The organism is Geothrix mesophila, from assembly GCF_022808835.1.
In the GTDB taxonomy this organism is placed as follows: domain Bacteria; phylum Acidobacteriota; class Holophagae; order Holophagales; family Holophagaceae; genus Geothrix; species Geothrix paludis.
On sequence record NZ_JAKZLD010000001.1, the window covers coordinates 402579 to 427017 of the forward strand.

Below are 24439 nucleotides of genomic sequence, written 5' to 3' on the forward strand. Positions count from 1 at the left end.
GATTATCTTCGGACGATCCTCGATTCCCAAGCGCTAATGCTGGAGCAAGGCAAGCTGTGACAATGGGCATCGCCCGGTCCCACCCCGATGGGACCTTGGTTTGGAGGCCGGCCTGAAGTCTTGCGTTTGCAATCCCCGGTCCGCTAAAATCAAGCCCGATCTAGACACGATCTTTGGTGGATCGCCCCCGCGTGGGGCTCGTGCAGCTTGCGCACAGGCCATCATGTCCGTCCTGCTTCCAGCCGATCCAGCTTTCCATTCTCCCTCTCCTTAACCCATCTGGAGGAACAACCATGGCGACGATGAAACGTCTCCTTGACTCTCTGGCATCGACCAGACTCTTCAAGGGGGGGATGACGGCGCTCTTCGCCCTTCTGCTCTCCACCCCGGCCTTCGCGGGCGGCGAGGCGGAACTGAAGATCCCGGCGCTGCAGGGCAGCTTCATGGGCATGACGGGCCACAACCTGCTGCTCATCGGCCTCTTCATCTGCCTGCTCGGCATCGGGTTCGGCCTGGTGCAGTACTCCCAGATCCGCAACCTCCCGGTCCACAAGTCCATGCTCGAGATCTCCGAACTGATCTATGAGACCTGCAAGACGTACCTGATGACCCAGATCAAGTTCATCGCGATCCTCTGGTCCTTCATCGCGGTGATCATGGTGGCCTACTTCCGGTTCCTGGCCCACCCGGCCATGACCTGGCCGCAGGTGATCGTGGTCCTTCTGTTCTCGATCGTCGGCATCCTCGGTTCAGTTGCAGTGGCCTGGTTCGGCATCCGCATCAACACCTTCGCCAACAGCCGCACGGCCTTCGCCAGCCTGGGCGGCAAGCCCTTCCCCACCATGGCCATTCCGCTCAAGGCCGGCATGTCCATCGGCATGCTGCTCATCTCGGTGGAGCTGGTCCTCATGCTGGCCATCCTGCTCTTCATCCCCGGTGACGCCGCGGGCCCGTGCTTCATCGGCTTCGCCATCGGCGAGTCCCTGGGCGCCGCCGCCCTCCGCATCGCGGGCGGCATCTTCACCAAGATCGCCGACATCGGCTCCGACCTCATGAAGATCGTCTTCAAGATCAAGGAAGACGACGCCCGCAACCCCGGCGTCATCGCCGACTGCACCGGCGACAACGCGGGCGATTCCGTCGGCCCCACGGCGGACGGCTTCGAGACCTACGGCGTCACGGGCGTCGCGCTCATCACCTTCATTCTGCTCGCCGTCAACCCCACCACCGCCGGGCCCAACTACCAGGCCATCCAGGTGGCGCTGCTGGTGTGGATCTTCGTCATGCGCGTGGGCATGATCGTGACCTCCGCGGTCTCCTACTGGATCAACAACCTGTGGGCCAAGGCCAAGTTCGCCAGCGCCAAGAAGTTCGACTTCGAAGTGCCCCTCACCTCCCTGGTGTGGCTGACCTCCATCGTCTCCATCGTGATGACCTACGCCCTCTCGAAGGTCCTCATCAGCGACCTGCCCGGCGGCCTCTGGTGGAAGCTTTCCACCATCATCACCTGCGGCACCCTGGCCGGCGCGCTGATCCCCGAGCTCGTGAAGGCCTTCACCTCCACCAACTCCGGCCACGTTCGTGAGGTCGTCACGGCCTCCAAGGAAGGCGGCGCGTCGCTCAACATCATCGGCGGCCTGGTGGCGGGCTACTTCTCTGCCTACTGGATGGGCCTCACGATCGTCCTCCTCATGGGCGCCGCCTACTACGTGTCCACCTTCGGCCTGGGCGCCTTCATGGCCGCCCCCGCCATCTTCGCCTTCGGCCTCGTGGCCTTCGGCTTCCTGGGCATGGGCCCCGTGACCATCGCGGTGGATTCCTACGGCCCTGTGACCGACAACGCCCAGTCCGTCTATGAGCTCTCCACCATCGAGACCCTTCCCGGCATCGAGGCGGAGATCCAGAAGGACTTCGGCTTCAAGCCCGACTTCGAGGAAGCCAAGATGTTCCTCGAGGAGAACGACGGCGCCGGCAACACCTTCAAGGCCACTGCCAAGCCCGTGCTCATCGGCACCGCCGTCGTGGGCGCCACCACCCTGATCTTCTCGATCATCCAGGTGCTCTCCGCGAAGTACGGCTCCGTGCTGCCGACCCTGCCGGGCCAGATGGCGGTGCAGGAGGGCCTGTCCCTGCTGAACCCCCTGTTCTTGCTGGGCATCGTCACCGGCGGCGCGGTCATCTTCTGGTTCTCCGGCGCGGCCTGCCAGGCCGTGGCCACGGGCGCCTACCGCGCGGTGGAGTTCATCAAGCAGAACATCAACCTGGACGCCGGCGCCGAGAAGGCCTCGGTGGAGGACTCCAAGAAGGTCGTGGAGATCTGCACCCAGTACGCCCAGAAGGGCATGTTCAACATCTTCCTGGCCGTGTTCTTCTCCACGCTGGCCTTCGCCTGCGTGAACCACTACTTCTTCATCGGCTACCTGATCTCCATCGCCGTCTTCGGCCTCTACCAGGCCATCTTCATGGCCAACGCCGGCGGCGCCTGGGACAACGCGAAGAAGCTCGTGGAGACCGAGCTGAAGGCCAAGGGCACCGAGCTCCACGATGCCTGCGTCGTGGGTGACACCGTGGGCGATCCCTTCAAGGACACCTCCTCGGTGGCCATGAACCCGGTCATCAAGTTCACGACCCTCTTCGGTCTCCTGGCCGTGGAACTGGCCATCACCCTCAACCCCGCCACGGCCCACGTCGCCGCCCTGATCTTCTTCCTGATCTCGGCCGTGTTCGTGTGGCGCTCCTTCTACGGCATGCGCATCCCCGTCGTGGAAGCGAAGTAGGACCTCCGCCGTCGAGGCGGACGAACACAAGAAGGGGCCCTGCGGGGCCCCTTCTTGTGTGATACCTTGTGTCGTGAGGGTATTTTCATGCACCGATTATTTCATATTCCCGCTACCCTGCTCGCCTGTGGATTGCTCATGGCTGCCGATCCTGCCCCCAAGCCTCCCGTCGCGCCCCAGAAGGCCCACACAAGCCTCTGGCACGGGGAGACGGTGAACGATCCCTGGTTCTGGCTGCGGGAGAAGGCCAATCCCGAGGTAGTGGCCTACCTGAATGCCGAGAATACCTACACCGAGGCCATGACCAAGGATCTCCAGCCCTTCTCCGAGGCTCTCTACAAGGAGATGCTGGGCCGCATCAAGCAGACGGATCTCAGCGTCCCTGTCCGCCGCGGCGCCTTCTACTACTACGCACGCACCGAGGAGGGGAAGCAGTACCCCATCCAGTGCCGCCGGAAGGCCGGGAAGGATGGGGCCTACGACGAGAAGGCCGCCGAGGAGGTCCTGCTGGATCAGAACGAACTGGCAAAGGGGCTGAAGTTCCTGGGCCTGGGCGGCATGTCCGTGAGCGACGACGACCGCACCTTGCTGTACAGCACCGATGCCACGGGCTTCCGCCAGTACAAGCTCTTCACGAAGGACCTGGCCTCGGGCAAGGTCAGCGGCCCCCTCGCAGAGCGGGTGACCTCCTTCACCTGGGCGGCAGGTTCCCGGCACCTCTTCTTCGTCACGGAGGACGATGTCACCAAGCGCTCCAATCAGCTCTGGCGGCTGGACCTCAAGGGTGGCAAGCCTGAACTGATCTACGAAGAGAAGGACGAGCTGTACCGCATCGGAGTGGGGCGGACGAAGGACCGGAAGTTCCTCCTAATGGAAAGCCAGTCCACGGATACCTGGGAGACCCGGTACCTAACAGCATCTAAGCCCGTCGCTGCCTTCAAGGTTCTCCTGCCCCGGGAGAAGGGCCACAAGTACGACGTGGAGCACCGGGAAGGAACCTTCTACATCCGCACCAACAAGGGCGCGAAGAACTTCCGCGTGGTCACCGCCCCGGTGGCGACGCCGGATCCCAAGTACTGGAAGACCTTCATCCCCCATCGCGCGGATGTGCTGATCGAGGGCCTCGAGCCTTTCCGCGACTTCCTGGTGGTGGCCGAGAAGCACGAAGGCCTGGACCGCTTCAGGATCCAGGACGTCAAGACCGGCGCCTGGAAGGATGTGGCGTTCCCCGAACGGGTGTACGCCGCCTTCCCCGGTGGGACGCCCGAATACACCGCCAGGGCCTTCCGTTTCGCCTACCAGTCCATGATCACGCCCCAGAGCATCTACGACTGCGACATGGCTTCGGGGAAGCAGACCCTTCTGAAGGAGACGGAGGTGCTGGGCGGCTACGACAAGTCCCGTTACGCCACCGAACGCCTCTGGGCCACGGCCCGCGATGGCGCGAAGGTGCCCCTGTCCGTGGTCTACAAGAAGGGTGTGAAGCTCGACGGGTCGGCGCCGCTCTTCCTGTATGCCTACGGCTCCTACGGTTTCGGCATGTCCGCGACCTTCTCCATTCCCCGCCTCAGCCTGCTGGATCGGGGCATGGTCTACGTCATCGCCCACATCCGCGGCGGGAACGAGATGGGCGAGGCCTGGCACGACGATGGCATGCTCATGAAGAAGATGAACACCTTCACCGACTTCATCGACTCCGCCGAGTTCCTGGTGAAGGAGAAGTGGACGAGCAAGGACCGCCTGGTGATCGAGGGTGGCAGCGCCGGCGGCCTGCTCATGGGTGCCGTCACCAACCTGCGGCCTGACCTCTTCAAGGCCGTGCACAGCGCCGTGCCCTTCGTGGATGTGATGAACACCATGATGGACGCCAGCCTGCCCCTGACCGTGGGCGAGTACCTGGAATGGGGCAATCCCAACGAGAAGGCCGCCTTCGACTACATGCGGGCCTACAGCCCCTACGACAACCTGGCGAAGAAGGCCTACCCGGCCATCCTCGTCACCACCAGCTTCAACGACAGTCAGGTGATGTACTGGGAGCCCGCCAAGTACGTGGCCAAGCTCCGCACGCTCAAGACGGACGCCAACCCGCTGCTGCTGAAGATCAAGATGGACCCCGCCGGCCACGGGGGCGCCTCGGGCCGCTACGACGCCCTGAAGGACAAGGCCTTCGAGACGGCCTGGCTGCTCCAGCAGGTCGGCATCACCAAATAGCCGCTCGATGCCCCAGAAGGGCGCATCCTCGCCCTTCTGGAGAACGAAAAGAAGGAGGAGGCCATGGTCCAGCCGGTTCCGACGGGGTACCACACGGTCACGCCCTACGTGATCGTGCCGGACGGGGAGGGCTTCATCGCCTTTCTCCGGGCCGCTTTCCAGGCGGAGGAACGCAGCCGGGTGGTTCGCCCGGACGGGGCCATCGCCAATGCCGAAGTCCGCATCGGAGACTCCATGGTGATGCTGGCCCAGGCCCGGGACCCCTGGAAGCCCATGCCCACGGGGTTCTACCTCTATGTCCCCGACACCGATGCGGTGTATCAGGCCGCCTTGGCAGCTGGAGGAGTCTCACTTATGGAGCCCTCCGACCAGTTCTACGGCGACCGCAATGCCGGCGTGCAGGACCCCTGGGGCAACCAGTGGTGGATCGCCACCCACATCGAGGATGTGGACGAGGCCGAGGTCCAGCGCCGGATGGCGGCCCGGGGTTGAGTCTCTCCTCCCGTCGCGGGACAATGGAAAGGCGCGGCATCCGCCGCGCCTTTCTTTGCTCCGGAACCCCATGTCCCTCTCCGAAGAGATCCAGCGGCGGCGAACTTTCGCCATCATCAGCCACCCCGACGCCGGCAAGACCACGCTGACCGAGAAGCTGCTGCTCTACGGCGGCGCCATCGATCGGGCCGGCAGCGTGAAGGCCCGCGAGGGCGGGGCTGCGGCCCATTCCGACTGGATGAGCATCGAGCAGGAGCGCGGCATCAGCGTCACCTCGGCGGCCATGCAGTTCGAGTACCACGGCCGGGCCATCAACCTGCTGGACACGCCGGGCCACCAGGACTTCAGTGAGGACACCTACCGGGCCCTTACGGCCGCGGATGCCGTCGTGATGCTCCTGGACTGCGCCAAGGGCGTGGAGGAGCAGACCAAGAAGCTCTTCCGCGTAGCCAATGAGCGCAAGCTCCCCATCTTCACCTTCGTCAACAAGCTGGACCGCCCGGGCCGCGAGCCCGTGGAGCTCATCGACGAGGTGGAGGAGCTCTTCGGCCTCCACGCCGTGCCCATGACCTGGCCCATCGGCTCCGGCACGGACTTCAAGGGCGTCTACGTCCGCGCCACGGGCCAGATCCAGGTCTTCGAGCGGGCCAAGGCGGGCCAGAAGGCCCGCGTGGCGGGCAAGGGCGGGCTGGACGATCCCGAGATCGCCGCCTTGCTGACGCCCGCCGAGCTCCAGCAGCTCAAGGACGATGTGGACCTCATGGACCATGTGCTCCCGGCCTTCGACCGGGAGGCCTTCCTCCGCGGCGAGCAGTCCCCGATGTTCTTTGGCTCGGCCGTGAACAACTTCGGCGTGGCCGAGTTCCTGGAGGAGTTCCTGGAGCTGGCGCCGGCGCCGGGCGCGCGACCCCTCATGAACGGGGGCGAGATCGCTCCGGAGCAGCCCTTCACGGCCTTCGTGTTCAAGGTGCAGGCCAACATGAACAAGGCCCACCGGGACCGCGTGGCCTTCGCCCGCATCGTGTCCGGGAAGTTCGACCGGGGCATGGACGCCCTCCACGTGCGCGAGAAGAAGTCCATCAAGCTGAACTACCCCCACATGTTCTTCGGCCGCGAGCGGCAGATCGTGGACGAGGCCTATCCCGGCGACATCCTGGGCCTCATCAACCCCGGCCTGTTCCGGATCGGCGACGTCCTGAGCGCCGCAGGTCCCATCGAGTTCCATGCCGTGCCCCGGTTCTCCCCGGAGCAGTTCGCGTCGGTCCGCCTGGCGGATCCCGGCGCCCGCAAGGGCTTCCTGAAGGGTCTGAACCAGATCGCCGAGGAAGGCGTGGTGCAGGTCTTCTGGCCCAAGGGCGGCGCGCCCCTGCCCATCCTGGGCGCCATCGGCCGCCTGCAGTTCGAGGTGCTCCAGCACCGCCTCAAGGATGAGTACGCCTGCCCCGTGCTGCTGGAGCCCCGCGGCTTCCAGATGGCCCGCTGGATCGAAGGCGGCTGGCCCGAGCCCAGCCGCTTCTGGGGGGACCTGGTGGAAGACGCCGAGGGCAACCCCGCCATCCTCTTCGAGAATGACTGGCAGCGACGGACCACCGCGGAGAAGAGCCCCGGGCTGACCTTCCTGGAACATCCGCCGAAGTAAGGATAGGAACCGCGAAAGACGCGAATCTCGCGAAAAAAAACCGCCACCTCCGGTTCGAGTGGCGGTTTCTTTTCGGCTTTGTTCGCGTCTTTCGCGGTTTTCTACTTCACGCCTTCGCGAAGATATCCATCACCGCATGCAGCAGCTGGATGGCTTCGGCCTTGGGGCGCTGGAAGGCGTTGCGGCCCATGATGCTGCCGAAGGCGCCGCCCTTGGCGAGCTCGGCCACTTCCTGGAGCACGGCCTCGGTGCCCTTGGCCTCGCCGCCGCTGAAGATGATGATGCGGCGGCCGTTGAAGGCGCTGCGGACCACTTCCTTCACCCGGTCGGCCATGGTCTCGGTGGGGATCTGGGCTTTCTCGAAAGCCGCGGCGGCTTCCTTCACCTCGAGGTGCTGCTTGGGGGGCTTCACCTTGATGATGTGGGCGCCGAGCTGGGCGGCGATCTGGGCGGCGTAGCCGGCCACGTCCACGGCGGTCTCGCCCTCCTTGGTCAGGCCCGCGCCCCGGGGATAGGACCAGACGACGGTGGGCAGGCCCACCGCCTTGGCCTCGAGGATCAGCTCGCGCAGGCTCTCGTACTGGATGTTGCGGTCACCGCTGCCGGGGTAGATGGTGTAGCCGATGGCGGCGCAGCCCAGGCGCAGGGCGTCTTCCACACTGCCCGTGATGGCGCTGCAGGGTTCGTGGCCCTTGCTGAGGATGTCGCTGTTGTTGAGCTTGAGGATGAGCGGGATGTCGCCGGCGTAGTCGGAGGCCACGTGTTCGATGAAGCCCAGGGGCGCGGCGTAGGCATTGCAGCCGGCCTCGATGGCCAGCTCCACGTGGTAGCGGGGATCGTAGCCGGCCGGGTTGGGCGCGAAGCTGCGGGCGGGGCCGTGCTCGAAGCCCTGGTCCACGGGCAGGATCACGAACTTGCCAGTGCCGGCCAGGCGGCCCGTGTTCATCATGCGGGCCAGATTGGCCTTCACGCCGGGGTTTTCAGAGCTGTACCAGGACAGGATCTCGCGGACTTTGGCCGTGGCCATGGGGCACCTCGCATGGATTCAAACGGCCATTCTACCTAGAAATGCGTCGTCAGGCTCGCGCCAAGGCCCATGTCCGCGGTGTTCCCCCAGTGGGAGATGTTGTTCAGGTAGCGGAAGGTCAGGGTGGTGTGGGGCGTCCAGTGCCAGTGCACCCCCAGGTCGTGCTGGAGGCTGGGCTGGTCGAAGTGCTGGGAGGGCCGCCGCGGCAGGTAGCCGCTCTGCCAATAGAGCTGGAGAAAGGGCTGAACTCGCCGCCAGCGGCGGTATTCCCAGGTGGCATGGGCGCCGGCGCCGTTCCGGAATCCGATGGCTGTGTACTCCGGGCTTCCGTGGGGCCGGCGGACGAAACCCCCGCCGAAATAGAAGGCATGCCGCCCCCCCGGCCTCCAGGCGCCTGTGATCCCGTAGGTCTGGTCCCAGCCGGATCGGTAGGCGTCGTAGGTATGGGTGAGCGGGGGCTTGAGGCTGACCGCGGCGGAAAGTGTCCATGTGGGCGTCGCCAGCAGGCGGTGGGTGAGCCCCAGGACCGGATCCTGGGTCTTTCCGAGGATGCGTTCATCGTTGTAGAAGGCGACCTTGCCGTACTGGGCCACCGCAAGGGCCACCTGATTCTTCATGACGCGATCCCGCCCGGGCTGTTCGAATCCGATCTTGTGGAACCCCTCGATGAGAGGATCGAGGAAGCCCCCGGTGTGGTTCTGGACCGGCAGCCGGAACCACAGGTCGGTCGTGTCCGACAGTCCGTACCTTCCCTCCAGCTCGAACCGGGCAATCTCCTCGTCGAAGTAGTACAGGGTCGGGAGATCGGGGAAAGCGGCGGCGGCCGAGGCGAACACCGCCTCGGTCACTGCCACGCGGCCGGAGGCGTCCCGCGGGGCATACTGCTCGAAGATGTCCGAGAACTGGAAGGTGTTGGCCTCGATCCAGTGCAGGGCCCACCGCCAGCGGCCCCGCCCGAGGGGAACGGGGTCCACCGGCTGGTAGGCCATGGTGGGCAGGTAGAGGGGGAACATCTCCCGGGTGGGGAAGGGGCCCATCTCGTGGAGGGGCTCCTCCGCAGCCAGTCCCAGGAAAGCCACGAGGGCAAGCGCCGCGCGGCGTCGCATGGCCCGCGGAGATCAGGCCTTGCTGTAGTCGTAGAAGCCGCGGCCGCTCTTCTTGCCGAGCCAGCCGGCGTCCACATACTTGATGAGCAGGGGGCAGGGGCGGTACTTGGGATCGCCCAGGCCCTCGTGCAGCACGTTGAGGATGAAGAGGCAGGTGTCCAGGCCGATGAAGTCCGCCAGGGTGAGCGGGCCCATGGGATGGTTCATGCCGAGCTTCATGATGCCGTCGATGCTCTCCACGCTGGCCACGCCTTCATAGAGGGCGTAGATGGCCTCGTTGATCATGGGCAGCAGCACGCGGTTGCTCACGAAGCCCGGGAAGTCGTTGCAGTGGATGGGGGTCTTGCCCAGCTTCTTCGAGAGGTCCATCACCGCCTCGAAAGTGGCGTCGCTGGTGGCCAGGCCGCGGATGACCTCGATGAGCTGCATCACGGGCACGGGGTTCATGAAGTGCATGCCGATGAAGGCCTCGGGGCGCTTGGTGACGGCGGCCAGCTTGGTGATCGAGATGCTGCTGGTGTTGGAGGCGAGGATGGCGCCGGGCTTGCAGACCTTGTCGAGCGTCTCGAAGATCTGCTTCTTGACCTCCCACTTCTCGGTGGCGGCCTCGATGACAATGTCGCAGCCGGCCAGATCCTCGAGCTTCGTGGTGGTGCGGATGCGTCCCAGGACGGCGGTCTTTTCCTCGGCGGTCATCTTGCCCTTGTCCACGCCGCGCTGGAGGTTCTTGTCGATGGTGGCCACGCCCTTGGCGGCGAAGGCGTCGGTGATGTCCTGCATCAGCACGCTGAAGCCCGCCTGGGCGAAGACATGGGCGATGCCGTTGCCCATCTGGCCCGCACCGATGACGCCGATGTTCTGGATGCTCATATGAAATCCCTCCGTCTCCCCAGCATAGCGGAGGACGGGGTCACCAGCCTGCGAGCAGGGCGGGCAGGTCGCGGATGGAATCGAGCACGGGAAAGGGGGATTCCACCGGGGTGGCGACCACTTCATGGGCCCAGGTCAGGTGGTAGGGGATGTGGATCGCCCGGGCGCCCAGGGCCAGGACCGGCAGGATGTCGGACTTCACCGAGTTGCCCACCATGGTGAAGGCTCGGGGTTGGAGGCCGTGGCGCCCGAGAAGGGCGGCATAGGTGGGCTCGTCCTTCTCCGAGACGATCTCCACCCGTGAGAAGTGGTGCCCGAGGCCAGACTTGGCCAGCTTGGTCTCCTGGTCGAAGAGGTCACCCTTGGTGATGAGCATCAGGTCGAAGGTCCCGGCCAGCTTCGTCAGGACCTCGGCCACGCCGGGGAGGGGCTCCACCGGCTTGTCGAGCATGGCCTGCCCCAGCTCCAGCACCTGGCGGATGCCCCGGCCGTCGACCCGGTCCTCGGTGAGTTCCAGGGCCGTCTCGATCATGGACAGGGTGAAGCCCTTGATGCCGTAGCCGTACCGGCGGAGGTTGCGCATCTCCGTGTCGTGGAGACGGGCGTCGATCCAGGCGTCGTCGTGGAAGGGGTGCAGGAGGGCCCGGAAGGCCCCCTGGGTTTCGGCGTAGAGGGTCTCGTTGTGCCAGAGGGTGTCGTCGGCGTCGAAGGCGAGCGTGGGGCGCATGGCAGTTTCCGTGGAGAGTCCCCAGCCTACAATGGATGTTTCCCGAGGTAGTCATGGCCGCTTCCAAGACTCGCACCGACTGGGCCCTTTTCCTCCTGCGCCTCGCCGTGGGCGGCATGGCCGTGATGCACGGCTTCGAAATCCTCCGCCGAGCCCACGGGGCCATCACCTTCACCCAGGCCTCCACCTGGGGCTTTGCCCTGGGCGAGCTGGTATGCGGGGCTCTGATTCTGCTCGGTGTGTGGGTGGCCCTGGCGGGCGGCATCCTCGTGGCCGTCCTGGGCTGGCCCCTGGTACATGGCTGGATGCACGGCGCCGGGCCCCTGTCGAACCTGCCCGCCCTCTTCCGCCTGCTCGTGGGCCTGGCCTGCGCGGTGGGTGGCGGGGGCAAGTGGGCTTTGGAGAAGTAACCCGGCCGTCAAAGGATCTCCACGAAGGACACGAAGAAACCCTTCAGGTGAATCTAAAAACCACGAATTCGCCTTCGTGATCTGGCTTTTCCCTTCGTACCCTTCGTGGAGGCTTTTGAGCATTACCCAGACTTGAAGGCATTCCAGGAGGGTTCCCATGCTGCGTCCCCCGCACCACCAGATCTTCGCCTTCGATGCCGAGTGGGTGCCGGATCCCGCCACGGGGAGGCGGGTGCTGGACCTCCCGAAGGAGATGCCTGACGAGGAGGTGACGGAGCGCCTCTGGGCCTACGGCGGCGCCACGGAGGCGGATCCGAGACCCTACCTGAAGACCATCCTCTGCCGCGTGGTGTCCATCGCCGCGGTGATCCGCACGGTGCGGCACGGTGACGTCCAGCACAAGCTCTTCGCGCTGCCGGAGGGGCCGGAGGCCCTGGCCGAGGACGACCTGCTGCGCCGCTTCCTGGTGGCGCTGGGGGACAAGAAGCCCCAGCTGGTGGGCTTCAACTCGCGGGACGCGGACCTGCCCATCCTGGTCCAGCGGGCCATGGTGCACCGGCTCTCCATCCCGGGCTTGGGCCGCAGCGCGGAGAAGTGGGCGGCGGGCGACTTCTTCGACCGCTACGGGAACCAGCACATCGACCTCCGCGAAGTGACGGGCAGCTGGGGCAAGGCCTCCTCCACCCTCCACGAGTTGGCCACGGCCTGCGGAATCCCGGGCAAGCTGGGCACCGACGGCAAGAGCGTCATCGACCTCTGGCGGTCGGGGGACATCGCCGGCATCGTCCGCTACAACCAGTTCGACGCCCTCACCACCTTCCTGGTGTGGCTGCGGGCCATGACGCTCTCGGGCCACCTGACGCCTGAGCAGATGGAGGCCGAGGAGGCCCAGATCCGCGCGCTGGTCCAGCAGAAGGCTGAGGTGGATCCGGCCTTCAACCTCTACCTGGAGGGATGGGCCCGGCTGGCTTGACTCAGCCATAAAAGCAAGCAACCGCGAATAACGCGAAAGGGCGTGAAACGCGGCGGATGCAGGATTGTTCACCATTCGCGCGCCCGCAGGGGCGATTCGCGTCATTCGCGGTTCGATCATGCCGGGCTGAGGCAAGCCGATCACCAGGTTTGGCTTCTCTTGGTGTCTTGGCGGTGCTCTTTGGCTTCTGAAGACCGAAAGAGTAGGCATCCTTCCGGCGGATGGATAGACTGACCCCAGCTTTCCAGCCATCACGCTTTTTCTTCCATGGAGGATGTGTGAACAAGCGGCTTGCGGCGGAATTCTTCGGGACCCTGTGGCTGGTACTGGGTGGGTGCGGCAGCGCGGTGCTGGCCGCGGCCTTCCCGGGCGTGGGCATCGGCCTCCATGGTGTGGCCATGGCCTTCGGCCTCACGGTGCTGACCATGGCCTTCGCCATCGGCCCCATCTCGGGCTGTCACCTGAACCCCGCCGTGACCCTGGGTCTGGCCGTGGGCGGGCGCTTCCCCTACAAGGATGTGGCCGGCTATTGGCTGGCCCAGGTGCTGGGAGCCGTGGCCGCCTCGGCCATCCTCTATGTCATCGCCACCGGCAACGGGTCCGCCATCGGCGGTTTCGCGGCCAACGGCTATGCGGACCACTCTCCGGGCAAGTACGGGCTGGGTGCGGCATTCCTGACCGAGGTCGTGATGACCTTCTTCTTCCTCGTGGTGATCCTGGGCAGCACTGCCAAGAAGGCGGCCCCCGGCTTCGCGCCCATTGCCATCGGCCTCTGCCTCACCCTCATCCACCTCATCAGCATCCCGGTCACGAACACCTCCGTGAATCCCGCCCGCAGCACGGGACCGGCCCTGTTCGTGGGCGGCTGGGCCCTCGGCCAGCTCTGGCTCTTCTGGGTGGCGCCCCTCCTCGGTGCCGCCATTGCCGGCTGGCTCTTCCCCAAGCTCGAGGACTGAACCCCTCGAAGGTCCCTACAGCTTTCTCAGGATCCGCTCGATGCTGGTCGCCTTCCGGCCTTCGGTGGTGACCAGCACGGCGTGGAGCTGGAGGTCGCCCTCGGCAACCTCGTACTTGGGGCGCTGGACCCTGAGGAAGCGGCCGATGCTGGCTTCCTTCTTCATGCCGATGACGCCGTCGTAGGGGCCCGTCATGCCGATGTCGGTGACGTAGGCCGTGCCGCCGGGCAGCACCTTGGCGTCCAGGGTGGGGACGTGGGTGTGGGTGCCCAGGACGGCAGCGGCCCGGCCCTCCAGGTGGAAGCCCATGGCCTGGGCCTCGCTGGTGGCCTCGGCGTGCATGTCCACGATGACGAGGTCGGCCCGCTCCTTCTGGAGGATGCCGTCCACGCCCCGGAAGGGGCAGTCGCAGGCAGGCATGTGCACCCTCCCCATGAGGTTGATGACGAGGACCTCGGCCCCCGAGGGGGTGTGCAGCTTCACCCACCCGTTCCCCGGTGTATCGGGGGGGTGGTTGGCGGGTCGCAGCAGGCGGGGTTCCAGGCGGAAGTAGCTTTCGATCCCCTTCACGTCGAAGGCATGGTTGCCCGTGGTGATGACGTCCACCCCGAAGCGGTCGAACCATTCCCGGGCGATGGTGTCGGTGATGCCGTGGCCGTGAGCGGCGTTCTCGCCGTTCACGATCACGAGGTCAGCCCCGGTCTCCCGGCGCAGCTCGGGCACGAACGCCTCCACCAGCCTCCGCCCCGGTTCCCCCACGACATCGCCCAACGCCAGGATCTTCATGCTTCCAGCCTAACGAAAAAGGGCAGCGCCGGAGCGCCGCCCTTTCGTGGTGCGAGTGGGACTAGAAGGCGAAGCGCGCGCCGATCTGGATCTGGCGGGCAGAGCCGATCCAGTTCTGCTGCTGCTGGAGGTTACTGGCGGAGTTGGCGTCCACTGTGGCCGGAGTGACCGGGCTGGAGTAGGAGACCCGGTTGGAGAGGTAGGTGTCCTGTCGATTCAGCAGGTTGAACACGTCGGCCGACAGGGTCATCTTGATGCGCTTCGTGAAGGCGAAGTCGCGGCGGAGGCCCAGGTCGAAGGTCAGGGTGGATCCGGCACGCTGGGTATTCCGGCCCGAGTCCACGCCGCTGGCGAAGTAGCGATCGTTGCTGCTGTTGCCATCGCCGTTCACATCCGCCCCATAGGTCAGAGTGTAGGGTGTGCCGGTCTGGTAGCGGACGGACACGGACGCTAGGATGCCGGTCACATTTTTGTCCAGGAAGCTGAAATACCCGGTCAGCACCTGGCGACGGTCCGTGTCAGCGTAGCCCCACTGGCCGCCCAGGTTGCCGTTGTCCTGGATGCTGACGCCCGAGTAGTTGCGCTCGTTGGAGTCGGTGTCCTTGTTGATGGCGTAGGTGTAGTACAGCTGGGCGTCGAAAGCGCTGCCTTCCTTGTGGTACTTCAGGCTGGCCGTATAGGCATGGTAGAGGCTGGTGGCATCCGAGAAATACATGCCCATGGTGCCGTAGGTCGTATTGGGCCGGGTGACCGTATAGCGGCCCTGAGCGTCGATGGTGCTCGGGTAGATCAGGCGGCCATAGGCGTTCGCGGTCGGGGTTCCGAGGTTGAGGTCGGCGGTGCGCTCGAGCTGCTTGCCTTTGGCGTAGGTGGCGGACAGGCCCAGGACCAGGTCGTTGAAGAAGGGGCGCTCCGCGCCGATGTTCACGCGGTCGGTGTAGGGGTTCTTGAAGTCCGGGTTGAAGGTCCAGATGTTGAAGGTGGAGAAGCCCGTGGGCGTCGAGGCGAGCCAGAAGGGATTCGCCGCGTTGAAAGCAGCGCCGATGGGGATGCCGTAGGTGGCCGCTTCGGAAGGCTGGAAGTCCTTGGACCCGGTCCGGACGCCGTTGGCGGCATAGGCCTGGTAGAAGAACACGGCCGGCGTGGTACTCACGTAGCGGCCGACGCTGCCGCGGATCACGGTCTTGCCGTGGTCGAAGGCCGGGGTCCAGGTGAAGGACACGCGGGGCGAGAACTGACTGTCCGAGGGGATCTTGGCCGTGATGGGCATGGGGCTGGCCATGGGGTTGGTCGTCATGTCCAGGATCGGGTAGTCAGGGTTCTCCTGGCGGTCCCAGCGGACACCGGCACCGAGCTTGAACGTGTCGGTGAGGCGCCACTCGGTCTGGATGAAGGCAGCCATCTGCTTGTAGCTGGTGTCGAAGAGGCCCGCCTGGTGGACATCTCCACTCAGGCCGAAGTTCTGCCGGTAGTAGGACCAGTTGCCCGCCCGGAAGTTCGCGAGGGAGCTGAACTGGTAGACGCCCTGCCAGTTGCCGGCGAAGAACTCCGATACCTTGATGTCGTTGTAGTCCACACCCGCCTTCACCTGGAAGGTGGGGGTCACGTAGCTGATGTTCTCCTGGATCTGCGTGCGCTTGGTGTTGTAGGTACGGTCGAAGGGATAGGCGCCGTAGTAGCCGACCGTGCTGCTCCCGCTCCCGATGGCCACTTCGGGCGAATGGGAGTAGGTCGAGCGCGGCATGTCGTCCTTGGTATGGCTGACTCGGAACTCGTTCATCCAGTTCCCGCTGATCACCCAGTTCCACTGGAGGACATAGGCATTGGTCGTTACGTCGTCGGAGGCCAGGTTCTCGTAGGCGGCCGTCCGGGATGCCCCGGTCACGCCTTTGAAGCTGGAGTGGTTCACCCGAAACTGGATGTTGTGGTCGACGGTGGGGTTGTAGTCGAAACGGAGGAAGTAGACGTCTGAATCGGACTTCGCCGAGTAGTTCCCGCTCTTGGCAATAAGGACCGCATCATTGGGGTAGGTCGCGGGATTCAGGACCGCGGGATTGCTGATCGGGCCCCAGATCTGATTGATGGGATCCTTTCGGCGCTGGGCGTCGTAGGCGACAAAGTAGAAGAGCTTGTCCTTGACGATGGGGCCGCCGAGGCTGAAGCCGAACTGCTCCTGCTGGAAGTCTCCCACTGGATTGGCCGTGGTGGAACCGTTGGGCTGACGCAGGGTCGGACCAGCTTCCACCCAGCCCCGGGGGCGCATGTAGTAGAAGAGGCTGCCGCTCATGTCGTTGGTGCCGTTCTTGGTGATGGCGTTCACGTAGCCGCCGCCCATGCGGCCGAACTCGGCGGAAGCACCGTCGGTGATCACCTGGTACTCGCGGATGGCCTCGATGGAGATGGTGAAGGGCGTCTTGCCCTCGGCCGCGCCGGTGGCGCCGCCGAAGAAGGGCTCGTTGTTGTCGCCTCCGTCGATGTTGATGGAGGTGTTCACGCCGCGCTGGCCTGCGATGGCGAGGTTGCCGCGGCTGCTGTCCACCACGACCTGGGGAGCCAGGGTCGCCAAGTTCGTGAAGTTGCGGTTGAAGACCGGCAGGTTGGTGAGGTTGTCGGGGGAGATGATGGCGGCGGCGCTGGCCCGCTCCGTGTCCACCTGGGCCGTGGCAGCGACCACTTCCACGGTGGCACCGGTCTCGGGGGCGAGCTTGATGGTCAGGGGGGCGGCATCACCGAGGTTCAGGTTCACCTTGACGTTGCTCGCGGTCTGGAAGCCGGCCTTGGTGACGGTCACGGTGTAGGGGCCGACCGGCAGAAGGGTGGCCAGATAGCGGCCTTCGGCGCTGGTCTGCAGGGTGCGGGTGAGACCGGTCTCGGCGTTCCGGATGACCACCGTGGCTCCGGCGACGCCGGCGCCCTGATTATCGAGCACGCGACCGCCCAGCTGGGTGGAAACACCCTGGGCCATGATGGGGGCCGCCGCCACGAGCAGGGCCACAAGGGATGAGCCGGCGAAATGCCTTGAGCGCATGAGAAGTTCCTCCGTGTTCCCCAAAGAATAGCCAAGGGGGGCATCGCAATAAAAGGGATCTGTTGGTCAAGGAACGAAAAAGTCACATGCCGCATCTGAAATTCACAGGGGCGCCCGGCCGGCGGCCGTCCCGGTCACCGGGACTGTCCTGCTAGGCTTCATACATTCCTTGAGATATCAATGAAACTGGTCGCCCTCGCCTTCGCCCTCTTTTCTCTGGTGCCCCTGGCAGGCCAAGGGCCCGCCACCCTCCCGGTCGCGGAGATCCGGGCGGGCATGAAGGGGTACGGCCGGACGGTATTCCAGGGCGGCAAAATCGAGCGCTTCGATTTCGAAGTGCTGGGGGTGCAGCGGAACGCCGCCCCGGGCAAAAGCCGCATCATGGTCAGGGCCTCCGGAGGACCCCTGACGGACACGGGGATCCTGGCGGGCATGAGCGGCAGCCCCTGCTACATCGACGGGAAGCTCATCGGCGCGTTGAGCACGGGCATCCTCTTCGAAAAGGAGGCCATTGGCGGCATCACCCCCATCGCCGAGATGCTGGATCAGCTCCGGGATATCCCGGAAACCCCGCCCAGCCGCACGCCCCTGATCCTGCCCAAGCTGGAGCCGCCCAAGGTCCTCAAGGCGGCCCTCTCGGGACAGATGCTGGATTTCCGGACGCTGATGGGTGAGCCGGATCCCCAGGCCATGCCCATGTCCATCGTCGGCAGCGCACTTGGACCTGAAGCCCGCCGTCTCTGGGCCGGGTTCCCGGTCGCTTTTGCCGCCGCGCCGGTCCTGTCCGGAGGCGCGCGGGAGGAGGCCAGCCCCCTCGAGCCCGGCGGCATGGCGGCCGTCACGCTCATGCAGGGAGACCTGGATCTGGCGGCCGCGGGCACCATCACCTACGTCTCGGGCAAGCGGGTGCTGCTCTTCGGGCACCAGCTGTTCAACCTGGGGTCCGTGGACCTGCCCCTCTGGTCCGCCACGGTGGCGAGTACCGTGGCCAGCTACCAGAGCTCCTTCAAGATGGCCATGCCCGTGGCGCCCATCGGCGCCCTGCGGCTGGACCGCAGCTCCGGCGTCGCGGGCCTGCTGGGGGCCGAGGCGCGGATGGTCCCGCTCCGGATCGGCCTGAACCTGGGGGGCAAGCGCACGCTGAATTTCCGGTTCGAATTGATGGACCACCCCGTGGCCACGCCAGCCCTGGTGGCCACGGCCGTGGCCCAGACCCTGGACGCCCACACCCGTGGCCTGGGGCTCCAGAGCCTGTCCATGCAGGGCAACATCAAGCTGGTCGGGCATCCGGCCATCCTGATCGAGAACGTCATCGCAGACCTGAACCCCTCGCGCATCTCCCAGTACGTGGGCGCCATGCTCCAAGCCATCACGCTCAATCCCTTCGAGAAGCCGGTGTTCGAGGGCATCTCCCTCACCATCAAGGCGGAGGAGCGGCTGGATCTCTCGGCCATCGCGGGCGTCCGCCTCCTCAAGGCCCGGGCCAAGCGAGGAGAGATTCTTCCGGTGCTGGTCACCCTCCAGAACATCCAGGGCGTGCGCGAGACCGCCACCTTCAACATCCAGGTGCCCTCCTCCGCGGCCAAGGGCAAGGCGACCCTGATGGTTGGCGATGGCTTCAGCCTCATGGCGGCCGATCCGGATGAGCGCATGATCGAGGTGGCCAACCTGGGGGATGTGGTGCGGCTCCTGAACGGGGCCCTCCGGAACAACCACGCCTACGCGCTGCTGGTGCAGAGCCAGCCCGGTGCGGGGCTTCGCGGCAGCCGCATCGAGGGCATCCCACCCACGGTGGCGACCCTGGTCAGCGGCGACGGCGCCAGCAGCGACAACAAGCTCCAGCGGCGGATCGTGGGCCGTGCCGTCCTGCCGCTCGACCGCGAGGTGCGGGGGCTGAGCCAGCTGGACGTGGAAATCGAGTGATGGACATGAATCGAAAGGGCTCTATGCGCTGGATGACGTTTCTTCTCTCCGCGGTCGTGGGCGTGGCAGCCCTGGCGGATCAGCCCGTGGCCACCTTCTCCGGGTTCAACGACTGGCTGGGGTCCGAGACCCACGGTGTCCGCATCGGGGCTGACGGCCGGCTGCGCCTGGCGCCGAACCTTCGTCGCGTGGGCCAGCTGCCCGAGGGCGTGATCTGGGCGGCCGTTCCGGATGGCTCCGGGGGCGCTTACCTCTCCGCCGGCACGGACGGCAAGCTCTTCCACTACTCCGGTGGCCAGGTGACGCCCCTGGGCCAGGTGAAGGGCGGCATCGTGTTCGCCCTGGCGCGCCTGGGCCAGGATCTGATCGTGGCGCCCACAGGGGAGGGGAAGCTCTTCCGCGTGTCTCCCTCCGGCGACGTGAAGCCTTTCGCGGACATCGAGGCCCGCATTGTCTGGGCCCTGGCGGTGGATGGGGATGCGGTCATCGCCGCCGGCGGTTCGGAGAAGGGCGCCGTGCTGGTCCAGGCCCGGAGCGGGTCGAGCCGCCGCCTGGCGGAGCTGGCGGACGAGACGGCGTTCACAGCCCTGACGCCGGACGGGCAGGGGGGCTGGTACCTCGGCAGCCACGGGCGGGGCCTGGTGCTCCGCTACAGCCGCCAGGGCGATCGCCTCGAGACATTGATGGATACCCCCTTTGAAGAGGTTCGCGCCCTGGCCGTGGCCGATGGGCTGCTGTACGTCGGCGCGGACAATGGCCTCACGCCGAAGTTCAGCACCGGCCAACTGGAGCGGCGCGAAGGTTATCTGCAGGCGGATACCGCCGCGGCTACGCGGTCGGCCGTCATCCGTCTGGACCGCGATCGGGTGCCCGAGACCCTGTGGCAGAGCGCCCAGAGCCAGGTCTACGCGCTGACCCCATGGAAGGGCCAGCTGCTGGTGGGCACGGGCAACCGGTCCCGCCTCTTCTCTCTGCCCCTCGGCAAGGTCCGCGATACGGATCCCTTCGCCGTGGTGCAGGAGCTGGGCACGGCGCAGGCCACGGCCTTCCTGCCCTCGGGCGGGGACCTTCTCGTGGTGGGCTCGAATCCCGCCGAGCTGCACCTGTTGTCCGAAGCCCAGGCCACGGAGGGCACCGTCGAATCCCGGATCCTCAAGGGCGCGCCCCTGGCTGACTGGGGACGAGCCTACCTCGATGCAGACACGCCATCGGGCACCAACGTGGAATTCCAGTTCCGTACGGGGAGCACGGAAACGCCGGATGCCACCTGGAGCCCATGGACGCCTCCCCTGCGTAGCGGCGAGCGTCCGGCCCTGCCGTCCTCACGGTTCGCCCAATTCCGTCTGCGCCTCAGCAGCACCCGGGGCGGTGCCACGCCGGTGGTGGAGACCGTGACCGTCCACTGGGCTCACCGCAACCTGGCTCCGATCTGGGAGGGCGTGGACACCATGCCGCCGGGCCTGGTCATCACGCGCACGGCGCCTCCGGATGACATCGGCATCGAACGGGTGCCCCTGGAGACGCAGAAGCTCATCCCGGCCATGGGCTACATGGGCGCCGAGAAGCGCAGCTTCCGCCGGGGCGCCCAGAGCTTCGTGTTCCGCGTGAACGACCCCAACGCCGACACCCTCCAGTTCGCCATCCGGCTTGTGCCCGAGCGGGGCGCGCCGATCCTCCTGGAAAAGGCCTGGAAGGAGAAGTTCTTCAGCTTCGACACGCTGCCCGTTCCCGATGGCCGGTACCGCCTCGAAGTGACCGCTTCGGACGCCCCCACGGCGGCCTTCAACGCCGCCCTCACCAGCCTCTGGCGCACCGCTCCCTTCATCATCGACCACACGCCGCCGGTCATCTCCGAGCTGAGTGCCGCGCCCGAAGGCGAGGGCGTCCGGATCCGCTTCGTGGCCCGGGACGAGACCTCCACCCTGAAGGAGGCCGCCGTCAGCGCCGATGGGGAGCACTGGCTCCAGATCGTGCCGGAGGACCGGGTCTTCGATCAGAAGGACGAGCGTTTCGACGTGGTCGTGCCCCGCGATGCCGTCCGCGGCGACCGTGTTCTCGTGAAGGTCGCGGACCAGAACAACAACGAACAGACTGCTGCGGTCACGCTTGGCGCGGTGGGCGCCAAGCGCTAGCCGCTTCATGCTCCAAAAAAACGGGCGGGCCGGATGGCCCGCCTGTTTTTTGGAGTGAGCGAAAAGCTACAACCCCTTGAACTGCGCGGCGCGCTTCTCCAGGAAGGCACCCATGCCCTCCTGCATGTCCTGGGAGGCGGCGAGCAGGCCGAAAAGAGCGGCCTCGTACTGGAGACCCTGGTCCTGGGGCATCTCGATGCCTTCGTTCACGGCGGCCAGCGCGCTGCGGAGGGCCAGGGGGCCCCGGGAGAGGATGGTCCTGGCCAGCTTCTCCGCGGTGGCCTTGAGATCCGCCAGCGCGACCACGCGGCTCACGAGGCCCATGCGCAGGGCGTCGGCGGCGGCGGTCATCTCGGCGCTGAGGATCATGTCGAGGGCCACGCCCTTGCCCACGAGGCGGGGCAGGCGCTGGGTGCCGCCGTAGCCGGGGATGATGCCCAGGCTCACCTCGGGCAGGCCGAATTTGGCATTCTCGCTGGCGATGCGGATGTGGCAGGACAGGGCCAGCTCGCAGCCGCCGCCCAGGGCGAAGCCGTTCACGGCGGCGATGACGGGCTTGGGCATGGATTCGATGCGCTGGAAGACCGCCTGGCCGCGCAGGGCCTGGACCCGGGCGCTGGCGGTGTCGAGGGTCTTCAGTTCCGCGATATCGGCGCCGGCCACGAAGGCCTTCTCCCCTGCGCCCGTGACCACCACGGCACCCACCTCGGCGTCCTGCTCCAGGTCCGCGAAGGCCAGCTCCAGCTGCTTCAATACCTCGTTGTTGAGGGCATTGAGCTTCTCGGGCCGGTTGAGGGTGACCCAGGCGATGCGGTCGGTTTTCTCGACGAGGACGAAGGGCATGGGAGGCTCCTGGTTTGGGATCGGTGTCGAGCATTGTACGCTGGGGCCGGAGTGACCGATGTTCCATCCCCCGCACCCCGAGACCTACCGCGACCAGCTGCGCGCTTTCCTGCGGGAGGACTGGGGCACCCAGGACTGGAGCACGGCCGCCGTGCCCGACCGTCCCATGACCGCCCGGGTGGTGGCCAAGGCCGACCTGGTGCTGGCGGGACTCCCCATGGCGGTGGAGGCCCTTCGCCTCACCTGCCCGATGCTGAACGCGGACCTGGCGCGGAACGATGGCCAGCGGGTTGGTCCGGGCACCGAGGTGATGCGCCTGCGCGGATCCAGCCACGGCATCCTGCTGGCGGAGCGGGTGATGCTGAACCTCCTCCAGCGGCTGTCGGGGACGGCCACCCTCACCCGGAAGTTCGTGGAGGCGGTGGAAGGCACCGGCGCGCGCATCCTCGACACCCGTAAGACCACGCCCGGCCTCAAGCTGCTCGAGAAGTATGCCGTGCGCTGCGGTGGCGGCGTGAACCACCGGCTGACCCTGGGGGATGGCGTGCTGCTCAAGGAGAACCACCTGGCCGCGGCGGGCGGGGTTCGTGCCGCCGTGGAGGCGGCCCGCCGGGGGGCCCCGAACCTGGTGAAGATTGAAGTGGAGGTCGAGAACCTGGGGCAGCTCAAGGCCTGTCTGGACCTGCCGGACGTGGACGGCGTGCTGCTGGACAACATGCCCACCGACCAGATGCGTGAGGCGGTGGCCCTGCGGGACCGCAGCGGCCGGCGCCTCTTCCTGGAGGCCAGCGGCAACATCACCCTCGACCGGGCCCGCCTCGTCGCGGAGACCGGCGTGGACTTCCTCAGCGTGGGGGCCCTCACCCACAGCGCCCCGGCTGTGGACCTCAGCCTGCGAATGGATTGACCCCCTTTTCGGCTTCGCCGCTGTGCGGCGGAGCATGCTGAAAAGCGGGCCCCGTCCGGGGCCCGCTTTTCAGCAGAAGAAGAAGCCTACTTCACTTCCAGCTTCCGCGCTTCCAGCAGGTGCCCCAGGGCCTTCTCCAGCGAGGTGACGGCCTTGGCGTAGGTGATCTGGGCCTGGAGCTCGCTGCTCTTGGCGGTGTCCAGGTCATTCTGCTTGGAGAGCACCAGGAAATTCGTGCTCATGCCGTTCTCGAACTTCTTCTGCTCGGCCTCGAGATCCTTCTCGCGGAAGATCCGCGTCTTCTCGGCGGCGGCCACGCCCTTGGCGGAGGCGTCCAGGTTGCGGAAGGCCTGGCGCACTTCAAGGGTGATGCCCAGCTCCAGATCGCGGAGGGTCAGCTCGCTCTGGCGCCGGTTGGCGCGGGCCTGGGCCTGGTTGCCCCGGGCCGCCCGGTTCTGGATGGGCATGGAGAACTGGAGGCCCACCGTGTAGCCGGGGTAGGTGCCCTTCGTGAGGTCCTTGTTGACGGCGGCGAGGCCTTCCGACGGGATCTGGGAGGCAGCATTGCCGGTGTAGGTGGCGAAGGCGTCCAGCTGGGGAAGAATGCGGTTGTCGGCCGCGGTCTCGAGGGCCTGCTTGGATTCCAGGTCGAGGCGGGCGGTCTTGAGTTCGATGCGGTTGGCGAGAGCCTGCTTCTCGGCGGTGGTCTCGTTCAGCTCCAGGGGCTGGATGCTGGGCGAGTCGGCCGGCTCCAGACCCGCCGGGGGGCGCTCGGACGAGGGATAGAGGGCGCGGATGAGGGCGTCCTTGGCGTTCAGAACCTGGGCTTCCGCCGAGATGATGTCCTGCTCGCGCTGGGCCACGGAGGCTTCGGAAGAGGTCACCTCGATGGGGGCCAGGGTGCCCACCTGCACGCGGATCTGGTTCTCCTTGAGCTGCTTCTGGGCCAGGGCCAGGGCCTGCTGCTTGTTCTCCAGGTTCCGCTGGGCGAACACCACATCCCAGTAGAGGGATTCGGTGCTGGCCACCAGGTCGATGATGGCCTTCTGGAAGTTGAGGTCCGCGGCCTGGGCGCTCTTGCGCGCCACGATCAGGCGGCTCTCGGTGGTCGCACGCCCGAAGTTGCGGAGCAGACTCTGGGAGTAGGTGGCCGAGAAGCTGCCGTCATAGGGATTGGTCGTGGAGCCGGTGTAGAGGCTGCCGGTGTGGAAGCTGTAGAGGGGCGCGTAGCTGAGGCTCAGGTTGCCGCCCCAGCCGAAGGCCTTGGTGGAACCCACGGTCAGGCTCCGGTTGAACGCCGTGCCCTCCAGGGTTCCGAAGGTGCCGTCGCCGTTGGGATAGCGGAAGCCGTCCCGGGTCTTGCTCACGCTCAGGCCGCTGGTGAGGTTCCAGTCGAAGGCGCCCTGCTCGATCATCAGGCCAGCCCGCGTGTAGTCGCGCGTCTCGACGGCGATCTGCACCTGTAGGTTGTTCTTCAGGGAGGTCTCGATGGCGGCCTGGAGGGTCAGCTTCGCGGGGGCGGGCGCGCCCGCGTCCGCCTTGGGAGCTTCTTGCGCCACCAGGGAGAAGGCCACCAACAGGGCCGGGAGGATCAGGGGACGCGTCATCACCACTCCTTAGAAGAACAAAAAG

General features: G+C 66.2%; 18 protein-coding genes. 10 read left to right on the plus strand and 8 right to left on the minus strand.

Annotated elements, in window-relative coordinates; all coding sequences use genetic code 11:
• Window positions 1-353 precede the first annotated feature (353 nt).
• From MLG87_RS01900 to MLG87_RS01915, 4 genes are all read left to right on the plus strand, one after another.
• Entirely contained in the window at window positions 354-2777 is a 2424-nt protein-coding gene (locus MLG87_RS01900; RefSeq protein ID WP_243293534.1) for a sodium-translocating pyrophosphatase, read from the plus strand.
• A gap of 138 nt (window positions 2778-2915) precedes the next feature.
• Window positions 2916-4988, plus strand: a complete 2073-nt coding sequence (locus MLG87_RS01905; protein WP_243293535.1) for a S9 family peptidase — start codon at window positions 2916-2918, stop codon at window positions 4986-4988.
• Window positions 4989-5051: 63 nt separating this feature from the next.
• Window positions 5052-5480: a VOC family protein gene (locus MLG87_RS01910; RefSeq protein ID WP_243293536.1), complete on the plus strand. Its 429-nt coding sequence runs from the start codon at window positions 5052-5054 to the stop codon at window positions 5478-5480.
• A 70-nt stretch (window positions 5481-5550) separates the two neighbouring features.
• Entirely contained in the window at window positions 5551-7119 is a 1569-nt protein-coding gene (locus MLG87_RS01915; RefSeq protein WP_243293537.1) for a peptide chain release factor 3, read from the plus strand.
• A gap of 106 nt (window positions 7120-7225) precedes the next feature.
• Here the strand turns inward: MLG87_RS01915 and MLG87_RS01920 are convergent, their stop codons facing one another.
• The 4 genes from MLG87_RS01920 to MLG87_RS01935 are packed head-to-tail and all read right to left on the minus strand — an operon-like array spanning window position 7226 to window position 10849.
• Complete coding sequence (locus MLG87_RS01920; protein WP_243293538.1) at window positions 7226-8146, minus strand: class I fructose-bisphosphate aldolase; 921 nt, start codon at window positions 8144-8146, stop codon at window positions 7226-7228.
• Between the two features lie 35 nt (window positions 8147-8181).
• Window positions 8182-9252, minus strand: a complete 1071-nt coding sequence (locus tag MLG87_RS01925) for a DUF3187 family protein (RefSeq protein WP_243293539.1) — start codon at window positions 9250-9252, stop codon at window positions 8182-8184.
• Between the two features lie 12 nt (window positions 9253-9264).
• The gene (locus MLG87_RS01930) at window positions 9265-10122 is read right to left on the minus strand and encodes a 3-hydroxybutyryl-CoA dehydrogenase (protein WP_243293540.1); all 858 of its coding nucleotides are present in this window, start codon (window positions 10120-10122) and stop codon (window positions 9265-9267) included.
• Window positions 10123-10162: 40 nt separating this feature from the next.
• Window positions 10163-10849, minus strand: a complete 687-nt coding sequence (locus MLG87_RS01935; RefSeq protein ID WP_243293541.1) for an HAD family hydrolase — start codon at window positions 10847-10849, stop codon at window positions 10163-10165.
• Window positions 10850-10902: 53 nt separating this feature from the next.
• Between MLG87_RS01935 and MLG87_RS01940 the strand changes: the two genes are divergently transcribed.
• From MLG87_RS01940 to aqpZ, 3 genes are all read left to right on the plus strand, one after another.
• Window positions 10903-11259 carry a hypothetical protein gene (locus MLG87_RS01940; RefSeq protein WP_243293542.1) on the plus strand — a complete coding sequence of 119 codons (357 nt, stop codon included), beginning with the start codon at window positions 10903-10905 and terminating at the stop codon, window positions 11257-11259.
• A gap of 157 nt (window positions 11260-11416) precedes the next feature.
• Window positions 11417-12232, plus strand: a complete 816-nt coding sequence (locus MLG87_RS01945) for a 3'-5' exonuclease (protein WP_243293543.1) — start codon at window positions 11417-11419, stop codon at window positions 12230-12232.
• Between the two features lie 278 nt (window positions 12233-12510).
• Window positions 12511-13188, plus strand: coding sequence for an aquaporin Z (gene aqpZ / locus MLG87_RS01950; protein ID WP_243293544.1), 678 nt, complete (start codon window positions 12511-12513; stop codon window positions 13186-13188).
• Window positions 13189-13203: 15 nt separating this feature from the next.
• Here the strand turns inward: aqpZ and MLG87_RS01955 are convergent, their stop codons facing one another.
• Both MLG87_RS01955 and MLG87_RS01960 read right to left on the minus strand, forming a co-directional pair.
• Window positions 13204-13974: a TIGR00282 family metallophosphoesterase gene (locus MLG87_RS01955; RefSeq protein ID WP_243293545.1), complete on the minus strand. Its 771-nt coding sequence runs from the start codon at window positions 13972-13974 to the stop codon at window positions 13204-13206.
• Window positions 13975-14035: 61 nt separating this feature from the next.
• Window positions 14036-17002, minus strand: coding sequence for a TonB-dependent receptor (locus MLG87_RS01960; RefSeq protein WP_243293546.1), 2967 nt, complete (start codon window positions 17000-17002; stop codon window positions 14036-14038).
• A 180-nt stretch (window positions 17003-17182) separates the two neighbouring features.
• Between MLG87_RS01960 and MLG87_RS01965 the strand changes: the two genes are divergently transcribed.
• Both MLG87_RS01965 and MLG87_RS01970 read left to right on the plus strand, forming a co-directional pair.
• Window positions 17183-18925 (plus strand): SpoIVB peptidase S55 domain-containing protein, encoded by a 1743-nt coding sequence (locus tag MLG87_RS01965; RefSeq protein WP_243293547.1) that lies wholly within the window; start codon window positions 17183-17185, stop codon window positions 18923-18925.
• Window positions 18925-21057: a hypothetical protein gene (locus MLG87_RS01970; protein WP_243293548.1), complete on the plus strand. Its 2133-nt coding sequence runs from the start codon at window positions 18925-18927 to the stop codon at window positions 21055-21057. The genes MLG87_RS01965 and MLG87_RS01970 overlap by 1 nt, the downstream gene beginning before the upstream one ends.
• 66 nt (window positions 21058-21123) lie before the next feature.
• Here MLG87_RS01970 and MLG87_RS01975 read toward each other — a convergent pair whose 3' ends face one another.
• Window positions 21124-21900: an enoyl-CoA hydratase-related protein gene (locus MLG87_RS01975; RefSeq protein WP_243293549.1), complete on the minus strand. Its 777-nt coding sequence runs from the start codon at window positions 21898-21900 to the stop codon at window positions 21124-21126.
• Window positions 21901-21958: 58 nt separating this feature from the next.
• Between MLG87_RS01975 and nadC the strand changes: the two genes are divergently transcribed.
• The gene (gene nadC / locus MLG87_RS01980) at window positions 21959-22807 is read left to right on the plus strand and encodes a carboxylating nicotinate-nucleotide diphosphorylase (protein WP_243293550.1); all 849 of its coding nucleotides are present in this window, start codon (window positions 21959-21961) and stop codon (window positions 22805-22807) included.
• Between the two features lie 86 nt (window positions 22808-22893).
• Here the strand turns inward: nadC and MLG87_RS01985 are convergent, their stop codons facing one another.
• Window positions 22894-24414, minus strand: a complete 1521-nt coding sequence (locus tag MLG87_RS01985; RefSeq protein WP_243293551.1) for a TolC family protein — start codon at window positions 24412-24414, stop codon at window positions 22894-22896.
• Window positions 24415-24439: the final 25 nt, after the last annotated feature.